This is a genomic window from Tabrizicola sp. (assembly GCF_030694085.1).
Taxonomy (GTDB): Bacteria; Pseudomonadota; Alphaproteobacteria; order Rhodobacterales; family Rhodobacteraceae; genus Tabrizicola.
In genome coordinates this window covers 116658-136226 of sequence record NZ_JAUXZE010000102.1, presented here as the reverse complement: position 1 = coordinate 136226, position 19569 = coordinate 116658, and the positions used below count along the sequence as shown (strand labels likewise).

12 protein-coding genes are annotated in these 19569 nt (G+C 67.2%); 6 read left to right on the top strand and 6 right to left on the bottom strand.

Annotated features, from left to right (window positions below; genetic code table 11):
* The first annotated feature begins 80 nt into the window (after positions 1-80).
* The 3 genes from serA (at position 81) to Q8M85_RS23315 (ending at position 3192) form a co-directional block, all read left to right on the top strand.
* Entirely contained in the window at positions 81-1676 is a 1596-nt protein-coding gene (serA, locus tag Q8M85_RS23325) for a phosphoglycerate dehydrogenase (RefSeq protein WP_305549500.1), read from the top strand.
* Positions 1677-1719: 43 nt separating this feature from the next.
* Entirely contained in the window at positions 1720-2310 is a 591-nt protein-coding gene (locus Q8M85_RS23320; protein WP_305549497.1) for a dimethylsulfonioproprionate lyase family protein, read from the top strand.
* Between the two features lie 126 nt (positions 2311-2436).
* Positions 2437-3192, top strand: coding sequence for a metallophosphoesterase (locus Q8M85_RS23315; RefSeq protein WP_305549494.1), 756 nt, complete (start codon positions 2437-2439; stop codon positions 3190-3192).
* Here Q8M85_RS23315 and Q8M85_RS23310 read toward each other — a convergent pair.
* On the bottom strand, positions 3189-3410 hold the full coding sequence (locus tag Q8M85_RS23310) for a hypothetical protein (protein ID WP_305549492.1): 222 nt from the start codon (positions 3408-3410) through the stop codon (positions 3189-3191). The genes Q8M85_RS23315 and Q8M85_RS23310 overlap by 4 nt on opposite strands.
* Before the next feature lie 98 nt (positions 3411-3508).
* Between Q8M85_RS23310 and Q8M85_RS23305 the strand changes: the two genes are divergently transcribed.
* A complete protein-coding gene (locus tag Q8M85_RS23305; protein WP_305549489.1) occupies positions 3509-4081 on the top strand; it encodes a DUF2585 domain-containing protein in 573 nt (190 codons plus the stop codon).
* Between the two features lie 25 nt (positions 4082-4106).
* On the opposite strand, the gene Q8M85_RS23300 is transcribed toward Q8M85_RS23305, so the two are convergent.
* Entirely contained in the window at positions 4107-5207 is a 1101-nt protein-coding gene (locus tag Q8M85_RS23300; protein ID WP_305549486.1) for a sugar MFS transporter, read from the bottom strand.
* Between the two features lie 128 nt (positions 5208-5335).
* On the opposite strand from Q8M85_RS23300, the gene bktB reads away from it, so the two are divergent.
* A complete protein-coding gene (gene bktB, locus Q8M85_RS23295) occupies positions 5336-6493 on the top strand; it encodes a beta-ketothiolase BktB (protein ID WP_305549483.1) in 1158 nt (385 codons plus the stop codon).
* A gap of 83 nt (positions 6494-6576) precedes the next feature.
* Here bktB and pbpC read toward each other — a convergent pair whose 3' ends face one another.
* Entirely contained in the window at positions 6577-8619 is a 2043-nt protein-coding gene (gene pbpC, locus Q8M85_RS23290; protein WP_305549480.1) for a penicillin-binding protein 1C, read from the bottom strand.
* Between the two features lie 121 nt (positions 8620-8740).
* Positions 8741-14185, bottom strand: a complete 5445-nt coding sequence (locus Q8M85_RS23285; protein WP_305549477.1) for an alpha-2-macroglobulin family protein — start codon at positions 14183-14185, stop codon at positions 8741-8743.
* A 171-nt stretch (positions 14186-14356) separates the two neighbouring features.
* Here Q8M85_RS23285 and Q8M85_RS23280 point away from each other — a divergent pair, with 171 nt between their 5' ends.
* Positions 14357-16891, top strand: a complete 2535-nt coding sequence (locus Q8M85_RS23280; RefSeq protein ID WP_305549474.1) for a response regulator — start codon at positions 14357-14359, stop codon at positions 16889-16891.
* Between the two features lie 336 nt (positions 16892-17227).
* On the opposite strand, the gene recQ is transcribed toward Q8M85_RS23280, so the two are convergent.
* Together recQ and Q8M85_RS23270 are read right to left on the bottom strand one after the other, a co-directional pair.
* On the bottom strand, positions 17228-19273 hold the full coding sequence (recQ, locus tag Q8M85_RS23275) for a DNA helicase RecQ (RefSeq protein WP_305549472.1): 2046 nt from the start codon (positions 19271-19273) through the stop codon (positions 17228-17230).
* 2 nt (positions 19274-19275) lie between these two features.
* Positions 19276-19560: a YggT family protein gene (locus Q8M85_RS23270; RefSeq protein ID WP_305549469.1), complete on the bottom strand. Its 285-nt coding sequence runs from the start codon at positions 19558-19560 to the stop codon at positions 19276-19278.
* Positions 19561-19569 lie beyond the last annotated feature (9 nt).

Sequence of the window (19569 nt, the reverse complement as noted above, 5' to 3'; positions counted from 1 at the left end):
TCGGGCTGAAGCCCGACCTACCAAACACCGTAGGTCGGGCTTCAGCCCGACTCATTTCCCGACATCAAAGGATGCCCCTCATGGCCCCCAAAGTCCTCGTATCCGACGAACTCTCCGAAACCGCCGTCCAGATCTTCCGCGACCGCGGGGTCGAGGTCGACTACCTGCCCAAACTTGGCAAGGACAAGGACGCCCTCGCCGCCGTCATCGACCAGTATGACGGGCTTGCCATCCGGTCCGCCACCAAGGCCACCGAGAAGCTGCTGGAGAAAGCCACGCGCCTGAAGGTCATCGGCCGCGCCGGGATCGGCGTCGACAACGTCGACATCCCTGCGGCGTCCAAGAAGGGCGTCATCGTGATGAACACGCCCTTCGGCAACTCGATCACCACGGCGGAACATGCCATCGCCATGATGTTCGCTGTTGCCCGGCAAATCCCCGAGGCGAACGCCTCCACCCACGCCGGAAAGTGGGAAAAGTCCAAGTTCATGGGGGTCGAGCTGTTCAACAAGACCCTTGGCGTGATCGGGGCGGGCAACATCGGCGGCATCGTCTGCGACCGTGCGGTGGGCCTGCACATGAAGGTCGTGGCCTATGACCCCTTCCTGTCGGAAGACCGCGCCAAGCAGCTGGGCATCCACAAGGTCGAGCTGGAAGAACTCCTGCATCGCGCGGACTTCATCACCCTGCACGTCCCCCTCACCGACAAGACCCGCAACATCCTGTCGAAGGACAACCTCGCCAAGACCAAGAAGGGCGTCCGCATCATCAACTGCGCGCGCGGCGGCCTGATCGACGAGGCAGCCCTCCTTGACGCGCTCAACTCCGGCCATGTCGCCGGAGCGGCCCTCGACGTCTTCGAAGTCGAACCGGCGAACGAGAATCCCCTCTTCAACCACCCCAACGTCGTCTGCACCCCGCACCTCGGCGCCGCTACCACCGAGGCGCAGGAAAACGTCGCCCTTCAGGTGGCCGAGCAGATGTCGGACTACCTTCTCACCGGCGCGGTCCAGAACGCGCTGAACATGCCGAACGTCACCGCCGAAGAGGCCGCCGTGATGGGTCCCTGGATCAAGCTGGCCGGGCATCTGGGCGCCTTCATCGGCCAGATGACGGACGAGCCGATCAAGGCGATCAACATCCTTTACGACGGCACCGTGGCCGAGATGAACCTTGCCGCGTTGAACCAGGCGGTCATTGCCGGGGTGCTGAAGACGCAGAACCCGGATGTGAACCTTGTCTCGGCCCCCGTGGTGGCCAAGGAAAAGGGCATCCAGATCTCGACCACCCGGCAGGAAAAGACCGGGGTCTTCGACGCCTACATCAAGGTGACGATGGTGACGGACAAGCGCGAACGTTCCGTCGCCGGCACCTGCTTCAGCGATGGCAAGCCGCGCTTCATCCAGATCAAGGGCATCAACATCGACGCCGAGATCGGCGCCCACATGCTCTACACCACGAACGAGGACGTGCCCGGCATCATCGGCCTGCTGGGGATGACCATGGGCAAGAACAACGTCAACATCGCGAACTTCACCCTGGGCCGGTCGGGCGTGGGGCAGGACGCGATCGCGATCCTGTATCTTGACCAGCCCATCGACCCACGCGTGATCGAGACGCTGGAAGGCACCGGGATGTTCCAGCAGGTCAAGGCCTTGCAGTTCGAGGTCGCCTGACCAATCCTGCCTCGGCCGGGCATCCCGTCTGGCCGAGGCCCGCATGATCCTTTCCCCGCTCCTCTCGGCGCTGGCCGATCTCACTGCCGCCGAACCCCGCCCCGAGGCGCTGACCACGGCCCGGCTTCTGCGCGCCGCAGCCGAGACCGACTTTCCGCCGCAACCCGCCTCGTCGCTGTCCCCCGGCATCCTGCACGCCGCCGCTCTTCCTGACGCGCACCCGGCCGCCCGCCTGGTCGGCGAAGCCCATACCTGGCTCCCCTGGCAGGACAGTCCTGCCGCCGCGCTGCAACCGACCGCGCTTCGCGCGATCAAGTCAATCGTCACGCTGCTCGGCCCCGGCGCGCCGATCCCGTCCCACACCCACCTCTTCGGCCTCTTCTACCAGGCCCCCGGCAGCTACTACCCCCTCCACGCCCATGAAGCGGCGGAAACCTACATCCTCCTCGCTGGCAGCGCCGAATGGCAGGCCGCAGACCGCCGCTTCCCCCTTTCGGCCGGAGGCTCCTCCCACCATCCGCCAAACCTGCCCCACGCCATGCGCGCCGGGCCGGAAGGCTTCCTTGCCTTGTGGCGCTGGTCGGGAGACATCGCCTTTGACAGCTACCGGATGCTCCCCGACCCTCAGGCCTGACGGCTCTTGCCCTTTCACATCTGCACAAATATCCCACGGTTGATCCATTGGTTCGCGCCAATGGGTCGAGCAATAAATGGATCGCGGGGGATGTGACCCCCCCGGGGAAGCCAAGGACACCCAGGCATGCATATCTACGCCATTGGCGACATCCACGGGCATATCGGCCTTCTTAAGGCCGCACATGACCTGATCGCCGACGACATGGCCCGCCACGGCAAGGGGCAAGTCGTCCATGTCGGCGACCTTGTCGACCGTGGCCCCGACAGCCGGGACGTGGTCGACCACCTGATGCAGGGCCAGGCGCGGGGCGAGGACTGGGTGGTCCTGAAAGGCAACCACGACCGCATGTTCACCCGCTTCCTGAACGATCCGGGCGAACAGGAACCGGGGCTGCGCGCCGATCTGGGCTGGCTTCACCCCAAGCTGGGCGGGCCAGCCACGCTTGCCTCGTACGGCGTCGCCAAGGCGGCCGACCGCCCGATCCCCAAGGTTCACGCCGATGCCATTGCCGCCGTCCCGCAGGCGCATCGGGACTACCTTGCGACCCGGCCCTCGATGCATCAGGCGGGCGATTGCCTCTTTGTCCACGCGGGCCTGCGCCCCGGCGTGCCGCTGGACCAGCAGACCGAAACCGACCTCGTCTGGATCCGCGACATCTTCCTGATCGAGGTGGAAAGCTTCGGCCCGCTTGTCGTCCACGGCCACACCGCCATCGACCAGGCAACGCACTATGGCAACCGTATCAATCTTGACAGCAGCGCGGCCTACGGTGGCCCGCTTTCCGCCGTGGTGATCGAAGGGCGCGAGGCAGCACTTCTGACCCCGCAGGGCCGCAAGAAGCTGCCAGGCCCGCCGCCGATGCTGTTCCAGAAGGGCTAGGGATGCTCGCGCCGGATCAGCCGCTTGACCGACCGGCCGCCGAGATACCCGAAGACCACCGTCGCAAGCCCGACCACCTCGGCGATGGCCGGGCCTTCCGGGATGCCCCGCACCAAAAGCGCCACCGTCATCAGACCAAAGCCGCCCAGGCTGGTCCATAGCCAGAACCACAACTCGCCCCGTGTCGGACCAAAGCGCCAGGGGTTCTTGTCATCCATCTGCACCTCCTGCATCCCTGCCACAGCGGCCCAGAAAGTTCCGGGCCTCCGGTATACCGCACTTTACCAGCGTCCCGGGTAATGATTCCCTGCCGCGCATGACACCCAGCGCCCAGAACCGCCTCACCCCGATCTTCATCACCCTAGGGATCATCCTGCTTACGGCGGCCTATCTCCTGTGGATCGGTCGTGAACCAATCTGCAAATGCGGCTATGTCAGTCTTTGGCACGGCCAGGTGGTCAGCGCCGAGAACTCGCAGCACTTGTCCGACTGGTACACCCCCAGCCACATCATCCACGGCTTCCTGTTTTACGGGGCGCTCTGGCTGGTGGCCCGGCGGCTGTCCTTCGGCTGGCGGCTCTCCATTGCCACCCTGGTCGAGTGTGCCTGGGAGATCGTCGAGAACTCCGACGCGGTGATCGAACGCTACCGGACGGTGACGATCTCGCTGGATTACTACGGCGACAGCGTCATCAACACGGTCTTCGACGTTTTCGCGATGATCCTGGGCTTCTGGCTGGCCGCGAAGCTGCCGGTCTGGGTTACCGTGGCGCTGATCCTGCTGTTCGAGGGCGTGACGATGTGGATCATCCGGGACGGTCTGGCGCTGAACGTGCTGATGCTGCTCTGGCCGCAGGACTGGATCGGCACCTGGCAGGCCGGTCGCTGACCGGCGCAGGATCCGCAGATGTCCTTCAGACCCGCATCCGCCGCAAGGACAGCAGCGCCGCGACCGTGGCCGTCCCCAGCAGCGCCGCGCTGACCCAGAAGAAGCCCCGGTCCCCCATTCCCGGCACCAGTGGCGCCAGCACCAGCGGCGTCACGATGGCGCCCACGAGGCCCGACGCGACAATGGTCGGTGGCACCCGGATGTCCTCGCCCATCTTGCCGCTGGCGGTCACGTAGTAACCCGGAAAGAACACGCCCGCCGAGGCCCCCATCGCCACGAAGAACGCCGATGGCGAGATCAGCGCCGCTCCCAGCGCACAAAGCGCGGCCGAACCGATCGAGACGGTGTAAAGCACGAAAGGCTCGACCCGATGCGCGACGAAGATCAATGCGACACGGGCCAGCAGGAAGACCACGAAGAAAAGGCTCAGCAGTTCCGAGGCCCGCGTCTCCGCGATCCCCGCCCGGATCAATGCCGTGGGGCCAAGGCCTGCAAGGCTCGCCTCCATCCCGATGGCCAGCGCCCCGAAGGCCAGGATGCCCAGATGCGGCTGGAACGCCTTTACCGGCCCCGACTGCACCACTGCCTCGCGCCCCGCCGTACCAGCCAGCGCCCAGATCAAGGCAAGCGCCACGGCCACCACGCCGAACGTCATGGCGGGGTCGCTGCCCAGCCAGACGAAGACCAGCGGCGCGGCGATGGCCCCCACGCCGAAGGTCGCGTTCAGCAGGCTCAGCATCGACGGTCCCTTGGCGCCGAAGGCCCGCATGACGCGTGGGTTGAACACTGCCGTTGCCATGCCGTAGCCCATGCCGAACAGGATGCCCCCCAACAGCGTCATACCCCAGTTCGGGCTGACCGCCATCAGCCCTGTTCCCGCCGCCATCGCCGCCAGTGTCGGCCGGGGTCCGATCCGCGCGCCCTTGAAGTACATCACACCAACGCCCAGGAAACACCCGACCCACAGGAAGGCGACGAAAAGCCCCGCCTCGCCCTGCCCCAGTGCGAAGTCCCGCACATAGACCGGCAGCGCTGGCCCGAACAGCGCCTGCCCCGCGCCCATCATCACGAACGTCGCCACCCCCACGAGAAGAAGCGCCGCATGGGTCTGGATCAGGTCTTTCACGTCGCTCTCCTGCTGGTGGGCCTGAAATCCTCCGACCGTCAGCACATGTCAATGCTGCCCGTGACGCCACGTCTTCTCGGCAACCGTCCCAACTTCGTGCAAACTCCCGACAAACCCCGGAGGCCCCCATGACCGAGATCCACATCCTCTCTGCCGCCCGCACCGCCATCGGCGGCTTCGGCGGCTCGCTCGCCGCGTTGCCCCCCATCGACATCGCCACCCATGCCGCGAAGGCCGCCCTGACCCGCGCGGGGGTCGTGGGCGACCGGATCGGCCAGGTCGTCATGGGCCACGTCATCAACACCGAACCGCGCGACATGTATCTGTCACGGGTCATGGCGATGAACGCCGGCATCCCCGAGACCACGCCCGCCATGAACGTGAACCGCCTGTGTGGCTCTGGCGCGCAGGCCATCGTCTCGGCGGTGCAGGCCCTGATGCTGGGCGACGCCGACATGGCGCTGCCGGGCGGGGCCGAGTGCATGAGCCGCTCACCCTACATCCTGCCCGCCGCCCGCTTCGGGCAGAAGATGGGCGACACCCGCGCGCTGGACATGATGACCGGGGCACTGACCTGCCCGTTCGGCACCGGGCACATGGGGGTGACGGCGGAAAACGTTGCCGCGCAGCACGGCATCAGCCGCGAGGATCAGGACGCCTTCGCGCTGGAAAGCCAGACCCGCGCCGCCCGCGCCATTGCCGAAGGGCGCTTCCGCGATCAGATCGTGCCCATCGAACTTGTCGGCAGAAAGGGTGTCGTCACCTTCGACACCGACGAACACCCCAAATCCACCAGCCTTGATGCCCTTGGCGGCCTCCGCCCGGCCTTCCAGAAGGACGGCACCGTCACCGCCGGCAATGCCTCCGGCATCAACGACGGCGCGGCGGCCCTGGTCCTGTCGCGCAGCGCCAGTGGCAGCCGTGCCCGGATCATGGGCTATGCGCTTGCGGGCGTGGACCCGAAGCTCATGGGCCTTGGCCCGATCCCTGCCGTGCAGGCCCTGTGCCGCAAGCTTGGGGTCAGGCCCGACAGCTTTGACGTGGTGGAATCCAACGAAGCCTTCGCCGCCCAGGCCCTCGCCGTCTCTCGCGCGCTGGACCTTGATCCCGCCCGAGTGAACCCGAACGGAGGGGCCATCGCCCTTGGCCATCCCGTGGGAGCGACCGGAGCGATCCTGGTCGTGAAGGCCCTCCACGAATTGGAACGGACCGGCCAGAAGACCGCACTCATTACCATGTGCATTGGCGGCGGCCAGGGCATCGCACTGGCAATCGAGCGGGCCTGATGCGACGCCTCCTCGTTCGACTTCGTCTTCTCGTCGGAACACCGCCAGCGAGGAGTGACGAAGTCATCGACGAGCGGACCCTATCAGCGCACTTCAACCTTAACCCGGTCCGACCGGCCTTCCGCGTCGATCACGCTCAGCGTCACGAAGCCCACCCCCGGCATCACCAGCATCGCCTCGCGCGCGTCGGACCCCACCACCACCGGCACCCCGTCCGCCAGCCAGGTGAACGGCGCCGTCCCGCCCGCGACCTTGACCTTCAGCCCCGCAGCCAGCAGCTCCACCTCCGCCCCGTCCGGCGGGAAGGCCACCGCGGGCGCGTCCGCCGCCGCTTCGAAGACTGCCGACCGTGAGCGGAAGCGCCGCAAGGGCTGCGGCAGTTCGGCATTGGCGACCAGCAGGGTCGAGGCAGGGGCAGCGGGCTGCGGATCAAGCTTGCCCTTCAGCCGGTTGAAGGCCTGGAACAGCACCGGCGCCGCCACATCGGCCCCAAAGGCCCCCGGCACCGGCGTCCCGTCGGCCCGGCCCATCCAGACCCCGATCACATGCCGCCCGTCGAACCCGATCGCCCAGGCATCGCGGTGGCCATAGGATGTCCCGGTCTTGTAGGCCAGCCGGTTCGATGGTGCGCCCGGCGGCGGGGCCAGCCCCGCAAGGACATCCCCCACCTGCCAGGCCGCGATCTGCGAGACCACGCGCTGCCCTTCGGGCACCTCGGCCTCCTGCCGCCAGGACAGGGGCCGCACCACGCCGCCCCGCGCAAGGGTCGCGTAAAGCTGCACCATGTCCGACAGCGTCACCCCCACGCCCCCCAACGCAATCGCAAGGCCCGGCTGGTCGCCCGGAAAGACCGGCCCCATGCCGGCCTTCTCCATCGCCGAAACCAGCTTCGCCGGGCCCAGCGCCTCGGTCAGCGCCACGACGGGAATGTTCCGCGACAGCTGCAATGCCTCGCGCATGCGGATCGTGCCCATGTAGATCTTGTCGAAATTCTGCGGCGCATAGGTGCCAAAGCTCATGGGCCGGTCGTCGATCATCGTCTCGGGGTGCGCCAGACCCTCGTCAAAGGCCAGGGAATAGACCAGCGGTTTCAGCGTCGATCCGGGCGAGCGCAGCGCCTGCGTCATGTCCACGAAGCCCTGCCGCAGATCGGCCTGATAGCCCGCCGATCCGACCGAGGCGAGGATCTCGCCCGAACCATGGTCGGCGACCAGAATCGCCACCTGCAACTGCTCCCCCCGGTCCGCCACCGCGTCCAGCGCCAGGGTTTCCAGCTTCTTCTGCAGCTTGCCGTCGATGGTCAGGCGATGGGTCAGGGCGGTCGGCAATCCGGCCTTGGCGCGGTCGGCCAGGTGCGGGGCAAGGGCCGGGAAGGGTTTCCGCAGGCCCGGCACGACTTCGCGCCGTGCCGCCTCGGCCTCGTCCGCGTCGATCACGCCCTCCCCCACCGCCCGCGCCAGCACCCGGTTCCGCGCCGCCTCGGCCCGGTCTGCCGCGCGGTCGGGGCGCCGGCTTTCCGGGCTTTGCGGGATTGCAACCAGAAGCGCGGCCTCGGCCGGGGTCAGGCGATAGGGTTCCTTGCCGAAATAGCTGATCGAGGCCGCGCGGACCCCCTCAAGATTGCCCCCGAAAGGCGCAAGATGCAGGTAAAGCTGCAGGATCTGGTCTTTCGACAGCCGCCGCTCCAGCGCCAAGGCGACCCGCATCTGCCGCAGCTTGCCGCCCACCTCGCCGGTCGTGCCCTCTTCCAGCAGCCGGGCGACCTGCATCGTCAGGGTCGACCCGCCCGAAACCACGCGTCCGTTCCACAGCGCCTGCAGAACCGCGCGCAGCATCGACCGCGTGTCCACGCCGGCATGATCGCGGAACCTCTTGTCCTCATAGGCCAGCAGCATCCGCAGATACTTCGGATCGACCTTGTCCGGTGGCAGGGCCAGCCGCCAGCGACCATCGGCCACCGTATAGGCGCGCAAGAGGTCGCCGTTGCGGTCCAACACCTCGACCGATGTCTCCACGACCAGCGGCGGCAGGATCGTCGCGTCGACCCAGTCGTCAAAGCGGTCCCGGCCCAGGGCGGAAAGCCAAAGGCCAAGGGTCAAGCCGATGATCCAGCGCGCGCGCATCATCTACCCCGCGCCGCAGCTGCAGGTTCGGCGCCTCCCCCCCCAGCGTGGGGGAGGAAGGGAGGGGTAGCCCCCGATCCCCTCCTCGCACGGGGGAAGGACGCCGCGTATGCCCGCAGGTGGCTCACTTGGTGATCGTCAGTTCCCCGGTCTCGCTCCGTGCCCGGAAGTCCGGCCGGTACATATCCTCGACCGAGGCCGCCGGGTGGTGGAACGTGCCCGGACTGACCGCACGGACGACATAGGCCAGACGGAAGGGCTGATCGGACCGCCAGTCGATCGCGGTCAGGAAGCGGTCCTGCCGGAATTCGGCATGGGTCACGTCCTGCGTCGCGTCCAGCCACCCCAGCTCCGAGGTCGCGCCCGCCGACATCAGGTTCGGGTTGTCGATCTCTAAGCCCGCAGGCAGCGGATCGGACACCATCAGCCGCGCCTCGCCGTAGCTGAACGGGGTCACCTCCAGCACCGTCACCAGCCGCGTGCCTGCCGCGACGCTGTCCAGCGCCACTTCCTCTCCGGTCATCGTGTAGTAGGTCCGCGTGATCGCATAGCCGTTGCCGCCTGCAGGCTCCGGTTCCGACGGGACGCCGTAGGTCGTGACCGTGACCGTCGTGTCCGGCCCGCCGTTCCTGACCACGACCGGCGTGACGGCACCGGCATCCAGCACCCGCACCAGCGGTCCATCGGCGGGCTGGCCGTCGATGGTCACCCCGTCGGCCCCGGGCCGGTCGATCAACGCATTCGCCGCCAGAAGCGCCCAGGTCGCCTCTTGCGTCGAAAGGTTCTGGCCCCGCGTCGCGATGCGGTCGGTCAGCGCCTCACGGTCGACCGCGTTCGACCCTGCCTCGACCGCCAGGGTCAGCAGCGCCGCCACGTCGCGGAACTGGGTGCCATAGTCCACCCGCCAGACCTGGCCCGTTTCCGGCGCCATCGTCCCGATCCTTGCCGCAGCCCGGCGGAACATCGCATCCGCCCGCGCCTGGTCGCCGTAGGACGCCAGCGCGGCCCCCAGCTGACCCATCGCAAGCGGCGTCGCGAAGTCGTCGCCCTTCACGTCGGCATAGTAGCGCAGGTCGCCGATCGCCGCCGCGCCCTCGCGCGCCAGCACCATCAGCGCATAGGCCAGCGCCTCGCCGCCGCCGTTGCTTTGCGCGCTGAAGTCCGGCGCGTAGTTCACCTGGTTGCGCAGGTTCGCCAGTGCATTGCGGAAGGCCAGATCCGGCACCTGATAGCCTTGCGCCCGCGCCCGGCTCAGGAAGTCCGTCACATAGGCATCCAGCCAGAAGTCCCCCTCGCCCGGCCCCCAAAGGCCGAACCCGCCGGTCGAGGACTGGTTCGCGAGGATCTCTACCATCGCCTCGTCGATGCGCTTCTGGATGTCCTCGGCGCCCTTCAGGTCCATGACCCGCGCCACCTCGTCGAAGTAAAGAAGCGGCAGCGCCCGGCTGGTCATCTGTTCGGTGCAGCCATAGGGATAGCGGTCCAGCGCCGCCAGCAGGCCCGGCGCGTTCAGCCGCGCAATCGGCCCCACGGCCATCGTCGCCTTGCCCGATCCGGGCACCAGACCCGCAAAGACGTTCCCGTCGAAGGTGAAGCTCTGCCCCGAGGCAAGGTCCAACCGGCTGATCCGCGCCACCTCGGGATCGTTCACCTGAACCGGAACCGTCAGGGTCTTCTTCAGCACCTTCCCGTCCGGCGTGGTCAGGGCGATGTCGATGGTCTGCACGCCCACCGCGCCCGCAGTCACCGGCACCTCGAACACCGCCTTGGCCTTGTCGCCAAGGTCAAAGCCCGAGGGCACCGCGCCCAGCGTCAGACCCGAGGCGCTGACATCCAGGCTCATCCGGCCGGACGGCCCGGTGGCATGAACCACTTCCAGAAGCAGGCGGCTGGTATCGCCCGGCGACAGGAAGCGCGGCGCGCTTGCCGTCACCACCACCGGATCGCGCACCAGCACATCGGCCGATGCCTGCCCGACGCCGGTCTTCGACCAGGCGACAGCCATCACCTTCACCGTCCCGTTGAACGACGGCAGGTCGAACGACGCCCGCGCGTAACCGTCCGCACCCACCGTCACCGGCCCGGTGAAATAGGCCACCAGCTCTTCCGTGGGGGGCGGCGCCTGCAACCGCGCCTGCGCGCCCGCATCCCCGCCCGAGCGGACCTCTCCCGTCGCGCCATTCAGCCCGTCGATCAGCCGGCCATAGATGTCGCGGATGCCGACGCCCAGACGGCGCTGGCCGAAGTAGTGGCCCTGCGGATCGGGGGCCTTGAACCCGGTCAGGTTCAGGATGCCCAGGTCCACGGCGGCAATCGTGACATAGGCGGTTTCGCCGGCCGTCACCCCATCCACCTTCACCGCCACGTCCAAGGGACCACGCGGGGCTGCCTCGGCCGCCATCTCGACCGTCGCGGTCAAAGCCCGCGCACCCGGATCAATGCTGGCATGGGTCAGGCCCAGCGCCCGCGCCGGGTTGCGGCCCGCCGCCACGTCCATCGGACGCAGGACTGCGGCCGTCACATAGACCCCCGCGCCCCATTCGTCGGTCACCGGCAGGGAAATCAGGTTCTCGCCCTCTTTCACCTCCACGGCCTGCATGGCGACCAGCCGGTTCGACAGCACTGTCACCAGCGCCGTCCCCGCCGCACGCGGCACGATCCGCAAGGTCGCCGTATCGCCCGGCTTGTAGGCAGGCTTGTCCAGCGACAGTTCCAGCGTGTCCGGCGTGGCCGAGGCATCCGCAGGCGCATACCAGCCCGCATAGAACTCGGTCGACGTGGCCGCCTTGCCGCCATCCGCCGCGGTTACCAGAACCTCATAGGTCCCCCAGGTCACGTTTGCCGCAACCTCGACCGGGTCTGAGCCAAGCGTTGCCTCACCCTCGGCCACCAATTCGCGGCTGACCACCGGCTCCCAGCTCCAGTTGCCGTAGCTTTGATACCACTGGTAGTCGTATTGCACGCGAGAGACGGTCCACTTTACCGGCAGCGCCACGGGCGTCTCACCCTGCACGGCAAGAAGCTGGAACCGCGCCTCGCCGCCCTCGGGCGCAACCCCGTCGAACAGGGGCTTCACCCCGATCATCGGTTCAGCCGAGGTCACCGCCTTGGTCACAGACCGCTCCACCGGGCGGCCCGAGCCTTCGGCCACGCGGATCGTCACGCGGGCCTCCAGCGGGCGGTGCGGGTCGTCGACCATCGGCAGGAAGACCGGAAGGGTCGCATTGCCCGCATCGTCGGTCTCGCCGCCATTCAGCGACGTCATCTGCGCGCTGAAGGGTTGGTCGTGGCGACCAAAGACATAGCCCGGGAAGGCCGCCAGACCCTCCGCCGCGCGCAACAGAACCTCGCCCTCGATGGCCAGACCCGCGCCGGGGGCACCGAACAGGTATTTCGCCGTCACAGTCAGATCGACCGCCGAATCCTGACCTACCAGCAGGGGCGCATCGGCCAGCACCAGGTCGAAATCGATGCGTTCCGGCAAGAAATCTTCGACCAGGAACGTTTTTGACGTCAGCGCCGGGGCTTCCAGATCGGCAAACACCTCCAGCCGCCAGACGCCACGAGGAGCCGACCCGGCGATGACCTGAGAGAAGACGTAGCCTCCGCCCCAATCATTCGCCACGAACCGCGAATACTCGACACCATCCGGGCGTTTCCAGACTGCCGTGAGCGGCAGGCCCTCGACCGCCGCCTGTTCCGCATCCCGCGCCAGCGCGGTGACATAGACGGTCTCTCCCGCGCGATAGGCGCCCCGGTCCATCGTGACGAACACGTCGACCGGTGGTGCCGCCTCGCGCCCTTCAACCCCACGGTCCGACAGGTCGAACTCGGGGTCGGTCAGCGACAGGAAGGCAATGTCCTGATCGGCTTCCTTGACCACCACCATCGCCGGGGCGCTTCCTCCGGTGCCGCGCGTCAGGCCCGCGTCAAAGCGGGCATAGCCCTGGTCATCGGTCGTGGCCGTCCCCAGCACCGCGTTGGCCCGGTTCAGCAATTCCACCGTCACGCCCGGCTTCGCCCCCGCCGTGCCCAGCGAGCGGACAAAGACATGCAGTCCGTCCACCCCTGTCATCGTGGTGACGCCCAGGTCCGAAATCACGAACCACTGCCAGCCCGGCGGGATGGTGTAGGGGTCCACCCCCGGCACTTCGGCCTTCAGCGCATAGATGCCCGCCGGCAGACCCTCCAGCGCCTCGCCCAGCGGCAGGCGCGTGGTCACGTCCCGGTTGACCTCCTGCGCCACGGTGGCCTTGCCGGTCCACAGCGCCTCGCCCACCGTGTCGGCGAAGTATTCCTCGGAGTAGACGTTGATCGGCGCGCCGAAATAGTAGTCCTGGATCGACCGCAGCAGGTTGCGGTCCGCAACCCGGTACAGGGTCAGGTCCAGCTTTTCGGTGTTCACCGTCTCGACCGGCAGCGCCGGATCGCCCGCCTTGGGCAGGACGTAGCCCCGGCCCGGGAACTTCACCCCCGGTGCCCGGTCGCGGACGTATTGCGTGATCTCGACCGACTTGGCCATCACCTGCCCGTCGGCGGCCGGCAACCCCTCGCGGAAGGTGACAGAGTAACGCTTGCCATGCTCCAGCCCCGCCACGCACAACTGCCGCCAGCCGCCGTTTTCCACCGTCAGACCGGGGTCCTTGAGCTGGACGAAGGTGGAATAGTCGACGCCCGACGCCACCAGATCCTCGCTGAACGTCGCACAGATCCGCGGACGTGCCAGATCGGACTGCACCAGCGTCTCGGCGATGCGGAACCCGTATTTCCCGATCGCCGCGTCCAACAGTGCCGCAGTATCCACCCGGTCCTGCAAGGACTGAGCCAGCCGCAGCGCGCTGACGCTGTCCCGGCCCCGTCCGTTCCGCTCCAGCACATCGGCCATCGTCAGCAGGATCGTGTGCCGCAAGGCCGGGTTCCCGGCCCGCAGGTAAGCGTTCACCGACGACATCATCGCCTGATAGAAGAAGTATCCCGACTGGTTCTGGTCGGCGATCCCTGCCTGCAACTGCCGCCGCGCGAATTCGCCCCAGGTCGCCGCATCGTCGGTCAGGTTCAGCGCTGCCCCGGTATAGGCCGCCGCCCCCGCCCAATCACCCCGGCCCTCGGCCTCCAGGGCCGCCGCCAGATGCTCCTCCGCGCTCCAGGGGCCTGTCGTATGCTGCCGCCCCAATCCCTGCGCCTGGTCGAAGGAAGGCTGGATGTCCCAATCCGGCAGGAAAGCCAGTTCCTTGCGCCGCTCGGCCGCCGCCGCCCGCAGGCCCGCGTCCGCCTCGATCACCGTGGCCGAAAAGGCCCCGGCGAAAAACGTCCCCTCGCCGGGAGAATTCTTCACAAAGCAGGACCCGTTCCGCGTGTTGAACACATAACCCGTGCAGCGCGCGTTGGTCAGGCAGGCCCGTTCGCAGGCCTCGATGGTGGTATCGAAGACCGAGGCGACATCGCCGCCCGGCAGGTCCTGATCCTGGGTCACCACAAAGCGCCGCTCGGGAATCAGGTCCTGGGCCAGGGCCAGACCAGAGCTGCCAAGGAATACCGCCGCAACCGCAGCCTTCAGAAACCAGCGCATCGAAAATGCCTCCCGTATGGATTGCCGCGACTGTCGCATGCGCCCGCCCTTGCAGGCAAGCCGACAACCCCTTCGCCGTTAAGCCTTGGTTCATTTTGATCGGCGAGGGTAGTCGCGAAAACCGGATGTCGGCCCCCTGCCGATCCCGCACAGAATGTCGGTCGCACCAGCATGGATCTTTCGGAACGTCTCGTGAAGGAACGCCGCGCCAGACTGGCCGCCGAACGCCTTCTCGAACAGAAAAGCCGGGAACTTTTCGCCGCCAACGAAAAGCTGGCCATCCATGCCCGCTCCCTGTCCGACCAGATCGTCGAACAGCGCCAGGTGGTGAAATCCGCCCTCAGCGAGGCCGAGCTTCTGAAGGATCAGAACCTCCGGTTCGTCGAAGACCTTGACCGCGCCCACACCGCGGCGGTGATGGCCGAACGCCGGCTCTGGGACGCGATCAACACCATCCGCGACGGCTTTGCGGTGTTCGACGCCAACCTCAAGCTCGCCACGGCGAACCAGGCCTTCCTCTCCTGGTTCGACGGCCAGCCCGTCGCTCCGGGCGTGCCCTACGACGACATGCTTGTCCTCTTCGCGACGACCTTCGTCGATCTTGGAGAGGAGACGCTGGACGACTTCACCCAGCGCATGCGCGCCCGGATCGACGCCGACCGGATCGAGCCCGTCACCCTGAAACTGAAGAACGGCACCTGGATCAAGCTCCAGGATCGCCGCGCCAACGATGGCGGCATCGTAAGCCTGGCCATCGACATCACCGAACAGATGCGCATCTGGGCCGCCATCGACGTCTTGCCCGATGGCTTTGTCCTTTTTGACCGGGAGGAACGTCTTTTGGCCTGCAATCAGCGTTACCGCGAAATGTTTCCCGATTCCGCCCCCCTCATCCAGCCTGGCGTCAGCTTCGAGGACCTTTTGCGCCACGGGTTGAAGCACAGCCACGTGCCCAGCGCCGTTGGGCGTGAGGAGGAGTGGCTGGCCGAACGCCTGCGCGATTTCCGCGCCGCCGACACCATCGCCGAGAACACGCTCGCCTCCGGTCAGGTGATCCTGGAATCCGACCACGTCACCCCCGACGGCGGCCGCGTCGGCCTGCGGACCGACATCACCGCGATGCGCGAACAGCAGGCCCAACTGGAAGCCGCCCGCACGGCCGCCGAGGCCGCGAACCGCGCCAAATCCGCTTTCCTTGCAAACATGAGCCACGAGATCCGCACCCCGATGAACGGCGTCGTCGGTATGGCCGAGCTTCTCTGCGACACCTCTCTCAGCGAAGAACAGCGCCTCTTTGCCGAAACCATCCGGTCATCCGGTGAGGCGCTTCTGGTCATCATCAACGACATCCTCGACTACTCCAAGATCGAGGCGGAACGCCTGACCCTGCGGCCCGAACCCTTCGACCTCGAACGCACGATCCACGAGGTGACGATGCTGCTGCAGCCCCGCGCGCGGGAAAAGGGCATCGACCTGATGATCGACTTCGACATGTTCCTGCCCACCCGTTTTGTCGGCGATCCGGGCCGCCTGCGCCAGGTACTGACCAACCTGATCGGCAACGCTGTCAAGTTCACCGAAAAGGGCCACGTCCTGACCCGCGTTGTCGGCGTCGATGCCGAAGACGGCAGCCAGACCCTGCACGTCACCGTCGAAGACACCGGCATCGGCATCGCGCCGGAATACCTCGATCACATCTTCGGCGAATTCAACCAGGTCGAGGATGAGCGGAACCGCAAGTTCGAAGGCACCGGTCTGGGCCTCGCGATCACCCGGCGTCTGATCGAACACATGGGCGGCGCGGTCTGGGTCGACAGCGATTTCGGCCAGGGCTCCAGCTTCGGTTTCCGTGTGACTCTCCCGGTGGCCGAGGACTCAGCCCCGGCACAGGTCCCCGTCGCCGTCAAACGCGTCATCGCGGTCGACGACCAGTTCATCAACCGCACCATCCTGGAACGCCAGCTTGCCCCCTGCGGGATCGAGGTGACGCTCTGCCGTTCCGGGGCCGAAGTGCTGGAAAAGCTGGCCGCCGACCCGGATTTCGATGTGGTGCTGACCGACCACGCCATGCCCGAGATGGACGGCGTCCAGCTTCTCGACCAGATCCGCGTCGCCGGTCATACGCTGCCGGTGTTGCTGCTCAGTTCCAACCCCACGGGCCTGGGCAACCTTGCCAACGACTTCGCCGCGATCCTGCAAAAGCCGATCCTGCGCTCGGACCTCTACCGCCAGCTTCAGGGCCTGACGGCCCCGCTCGTCGCCGAGACTGTCGAGGCTGCGCCCCTTGCGCTGACTGACCTGCGCCAGATGCGCGTGCTCGCGGCCGAGGACAACAAGACCAACCAGCTCGTCTTTCAGAAGATGGTCCGCGACATGGACATCGACCTGCGCTTTGCCGACAACGGCCGCATTGCGGTCGAGATGTTCCAGGACTTCCAGCCCGACCTGATCTTCATGGACATCTCGATGCCCGAAATGGACGGCAAGGAAGCCGCCCGCACCATTCGCAACCTTGGCTCACAGGTCCCGATCGTGGCCCTCACCGCCCATGCGATGGAAGGCGACGCCGAGGCGATCCTTGCCTCCGGCATCGACCGCTACCTGACAAAGCCCCTGCGCAAGACCGCCATCGAAGGCGCGCTTGGCGAATACTGCCCGGGTGAGGCCCGGCAACCCGTGACATCCCCCGCAGTAAACGCCGCCTGACGCCAGGCCCTGCCCCCAAAGCGCCCCTTTCATCTTTGCCCAAATATCCCCGCCGGAGGCATCCGGCCACTCCACCTGGCGCAAGGCCAGGCCAGGCGCCAGCGCGCCCAGGGCCGTCGCTGGTCTGGACACCGCAGATCGCGATCCTGACCCGAAGCGGGCCTCGGCTGCTTTCAGGCCGGTCTGCCGCGCGCGGCTCCTGTCCGGCCAGGTTTGCGCCCCCCCGCGACCGGCGTGGACCGGGCGCGCGACAGTTCTTTCCAGATCCTTAACGCCCGCAGCCAACTCATTGGACTCAAAAAACATCCCGGCTTTGTCCACCGTGGACACCCTGCCTCATCCGTCGCGAAGCACCGCCAGAAAGGCCTCCCCGAACCGTTCCACCTTGGCCTCGCCCATCCCGGAAATCCCGGTCAGTTCCGCCAGGGTCGAGGGCCGCCGCTCCGCGATGGCCCGCAGCGTCGAATGGGTGCAGGTCAGGTACTTCCCCGTCCCGTCTTCACCCCGCACGAGCGAAAGCTGAACCTCCGCCAGCCGGTCGAATACCGCCCCTTCCGGCCGACCCGCCAGCTTCATCCGCGCCGGATGCAGACCCTCCGCCGCGCCGTTGATCACCTCCAGGAACGCCGCCCCATAGCTTTCCAGCTTCCGCGCGCCGACCCCGGTGATCCCCGCCATCTGGTCCAGCGTGGCGGGCTTCCGCTCCGCCATCTCGATCAGCGTCCTGTCCGGGAACACGACATAGGCCGGCACGTTCTGCGCCTCGGCCAGCGCCCGCCGCTTCGCCTTCAACTGGGCCAGCAGCCCCAGGTCCTCGTCCGCCACTTGCGCGCGCACGACCGGCTCCCTCTCCCCCGCCGCAACCACCGTGTCGCGCCGCAGGGTCACAGTCGCCTCGCCCCGCAGCACCGGACGCGCCGCGTCGGTCATCCGCAGCGCGCCGTGACGGTCGGGGTCGGGGCGGACAAGATCCCGGCCCATCATCTGCCGGAAGACGGCGCCCCAGGCGGGTTTCGACAGGTCCCTTCCAACCGCAAAGGTCGGCAACTGGTCATGTCCCCTCTCCCGCACCTTCGGCGTCGCCGTGCCGGTCAGGATGTCGATCAGATGTCCCGCCCCGAACCATTCCCCCGTCCGCAGGATCGCCGACAGGGCCTTCCGCACCGCCTCGGTCGCGTCGAACAGCAGCGCCGGCCGGTCGCAAAGATCGCAGTTGCCACAGGGTTCCGCCGTCTCGCCAAAGTAGCCCAGCAGCACCTGGCGCCGACACCCCAGCGCCTCGGCCAGACCCAAGAGCGCATTCAGCCGGGCGTGGTCGGCGGTCTTGCGGTCCCCCGGCGCGGCCCCCTCGTCGATCTGGCTCCGGCGCAGACGAATGTCGTCGGGACCATACAGGGTCATGGTCTCGGCGGGCGACCCATCGCGGCCGGCGCGGCCGATTTCCTGGTAATAGCCTTCGATCGACTTCGGCAGATCGGCATGGGCGACCCAGCGGATGTCGGGCTTGTCGATCCCCATCCCGAAGGCGATGGTCGCCACCACGATCAGCCCGTCCTCGCGCTGGAACCGGGTTTCCACCCGGCGACGCTCGTCCGCCTCCATCCCGCCGTGGTAGGCCACCGCCTCGTGCCGCGCCTCCCGCAGGGCCTGAGCCAGAGTCTCGGTCTTGGCCCGCGTTGCACAGTAGACGATGCCGGATTGACCCCGACGCGCGGCGGCAAAGCGCAGGATCTGCTCGCGCGGCTTGTCCTTGACCGAGAAGGCCAGGTGGATGTTCGGCCGGTCGAAGCCGCGCAGGAAGGTGACGGGGGGCTCACCATCAAAAAGGCGGGTGACGATCTCGGCCCGAGTCTCTTCATCCGCCGTCGCCGTGAAGGCCGCCAGCGGCACGCGCAGGGTCCGCCGAAGCTCGCCGATCCGCAGGTAGTCCGGGCGGAAGTCGTGGCCCCACTGCGAAACGCAATGGGCCTCGTCTACCGCGATCAGGGTGCAGTTCGCCCGCCGCAGCAGCGCAAGCGCCGAGCCCGAAGCCAGCCGCTCGGGCGCCATGTAAAGAAGCTTCAGCCGCCCTTCGTCGATGGACCTAAAGACCTCCTCGGTCTCCTCCTCGGTATTGCCCGAGGTCAGCGCCCCTGCCTCGACCCCCACAGCCTTCAGCGCACGCACCTGGTCCCGCATCAGCGCGATGAGCGGCGAGATGACGACCGTCACCCCGTCACGGCACAGCGCGGGCAGTTGGAAGCACAGCGACTTGCCGCCGCCAGTCGGCATGATGGCCAGCGTATTGCGGCCCTCCAGTACGGACTGGACGATCTCGGCCTGTCCGGGACGGAACTCCGGGAAGCCGAAGACGGAATGAAGAAGCCGCGCCGCCTGGTCCAATGTCAGAAGAAGGCGGCGGCGTTGTTCGTCAGGACGATCTGCAGCGCATAGATCGCGATCAGGACGATCAGGGGTGCCAGGTCAAGGCCCATCGGCGGCAGGATCCGCCGGATCGGGGCGTAAAGCGGCTCCAGAAGCCGGTTCAGCCCGTACCAGATCTGCGATACCAGCGGCTGCCGGATGTTCAGGACCTGGAAGTTGATCAACCAGCTCATGATCACGTGCGCCAGCACGATGAACTGCGCCACGTTCAGGATCAGCATCAGGATCTGGTAAAGCGAGGTCATCGGGCACTC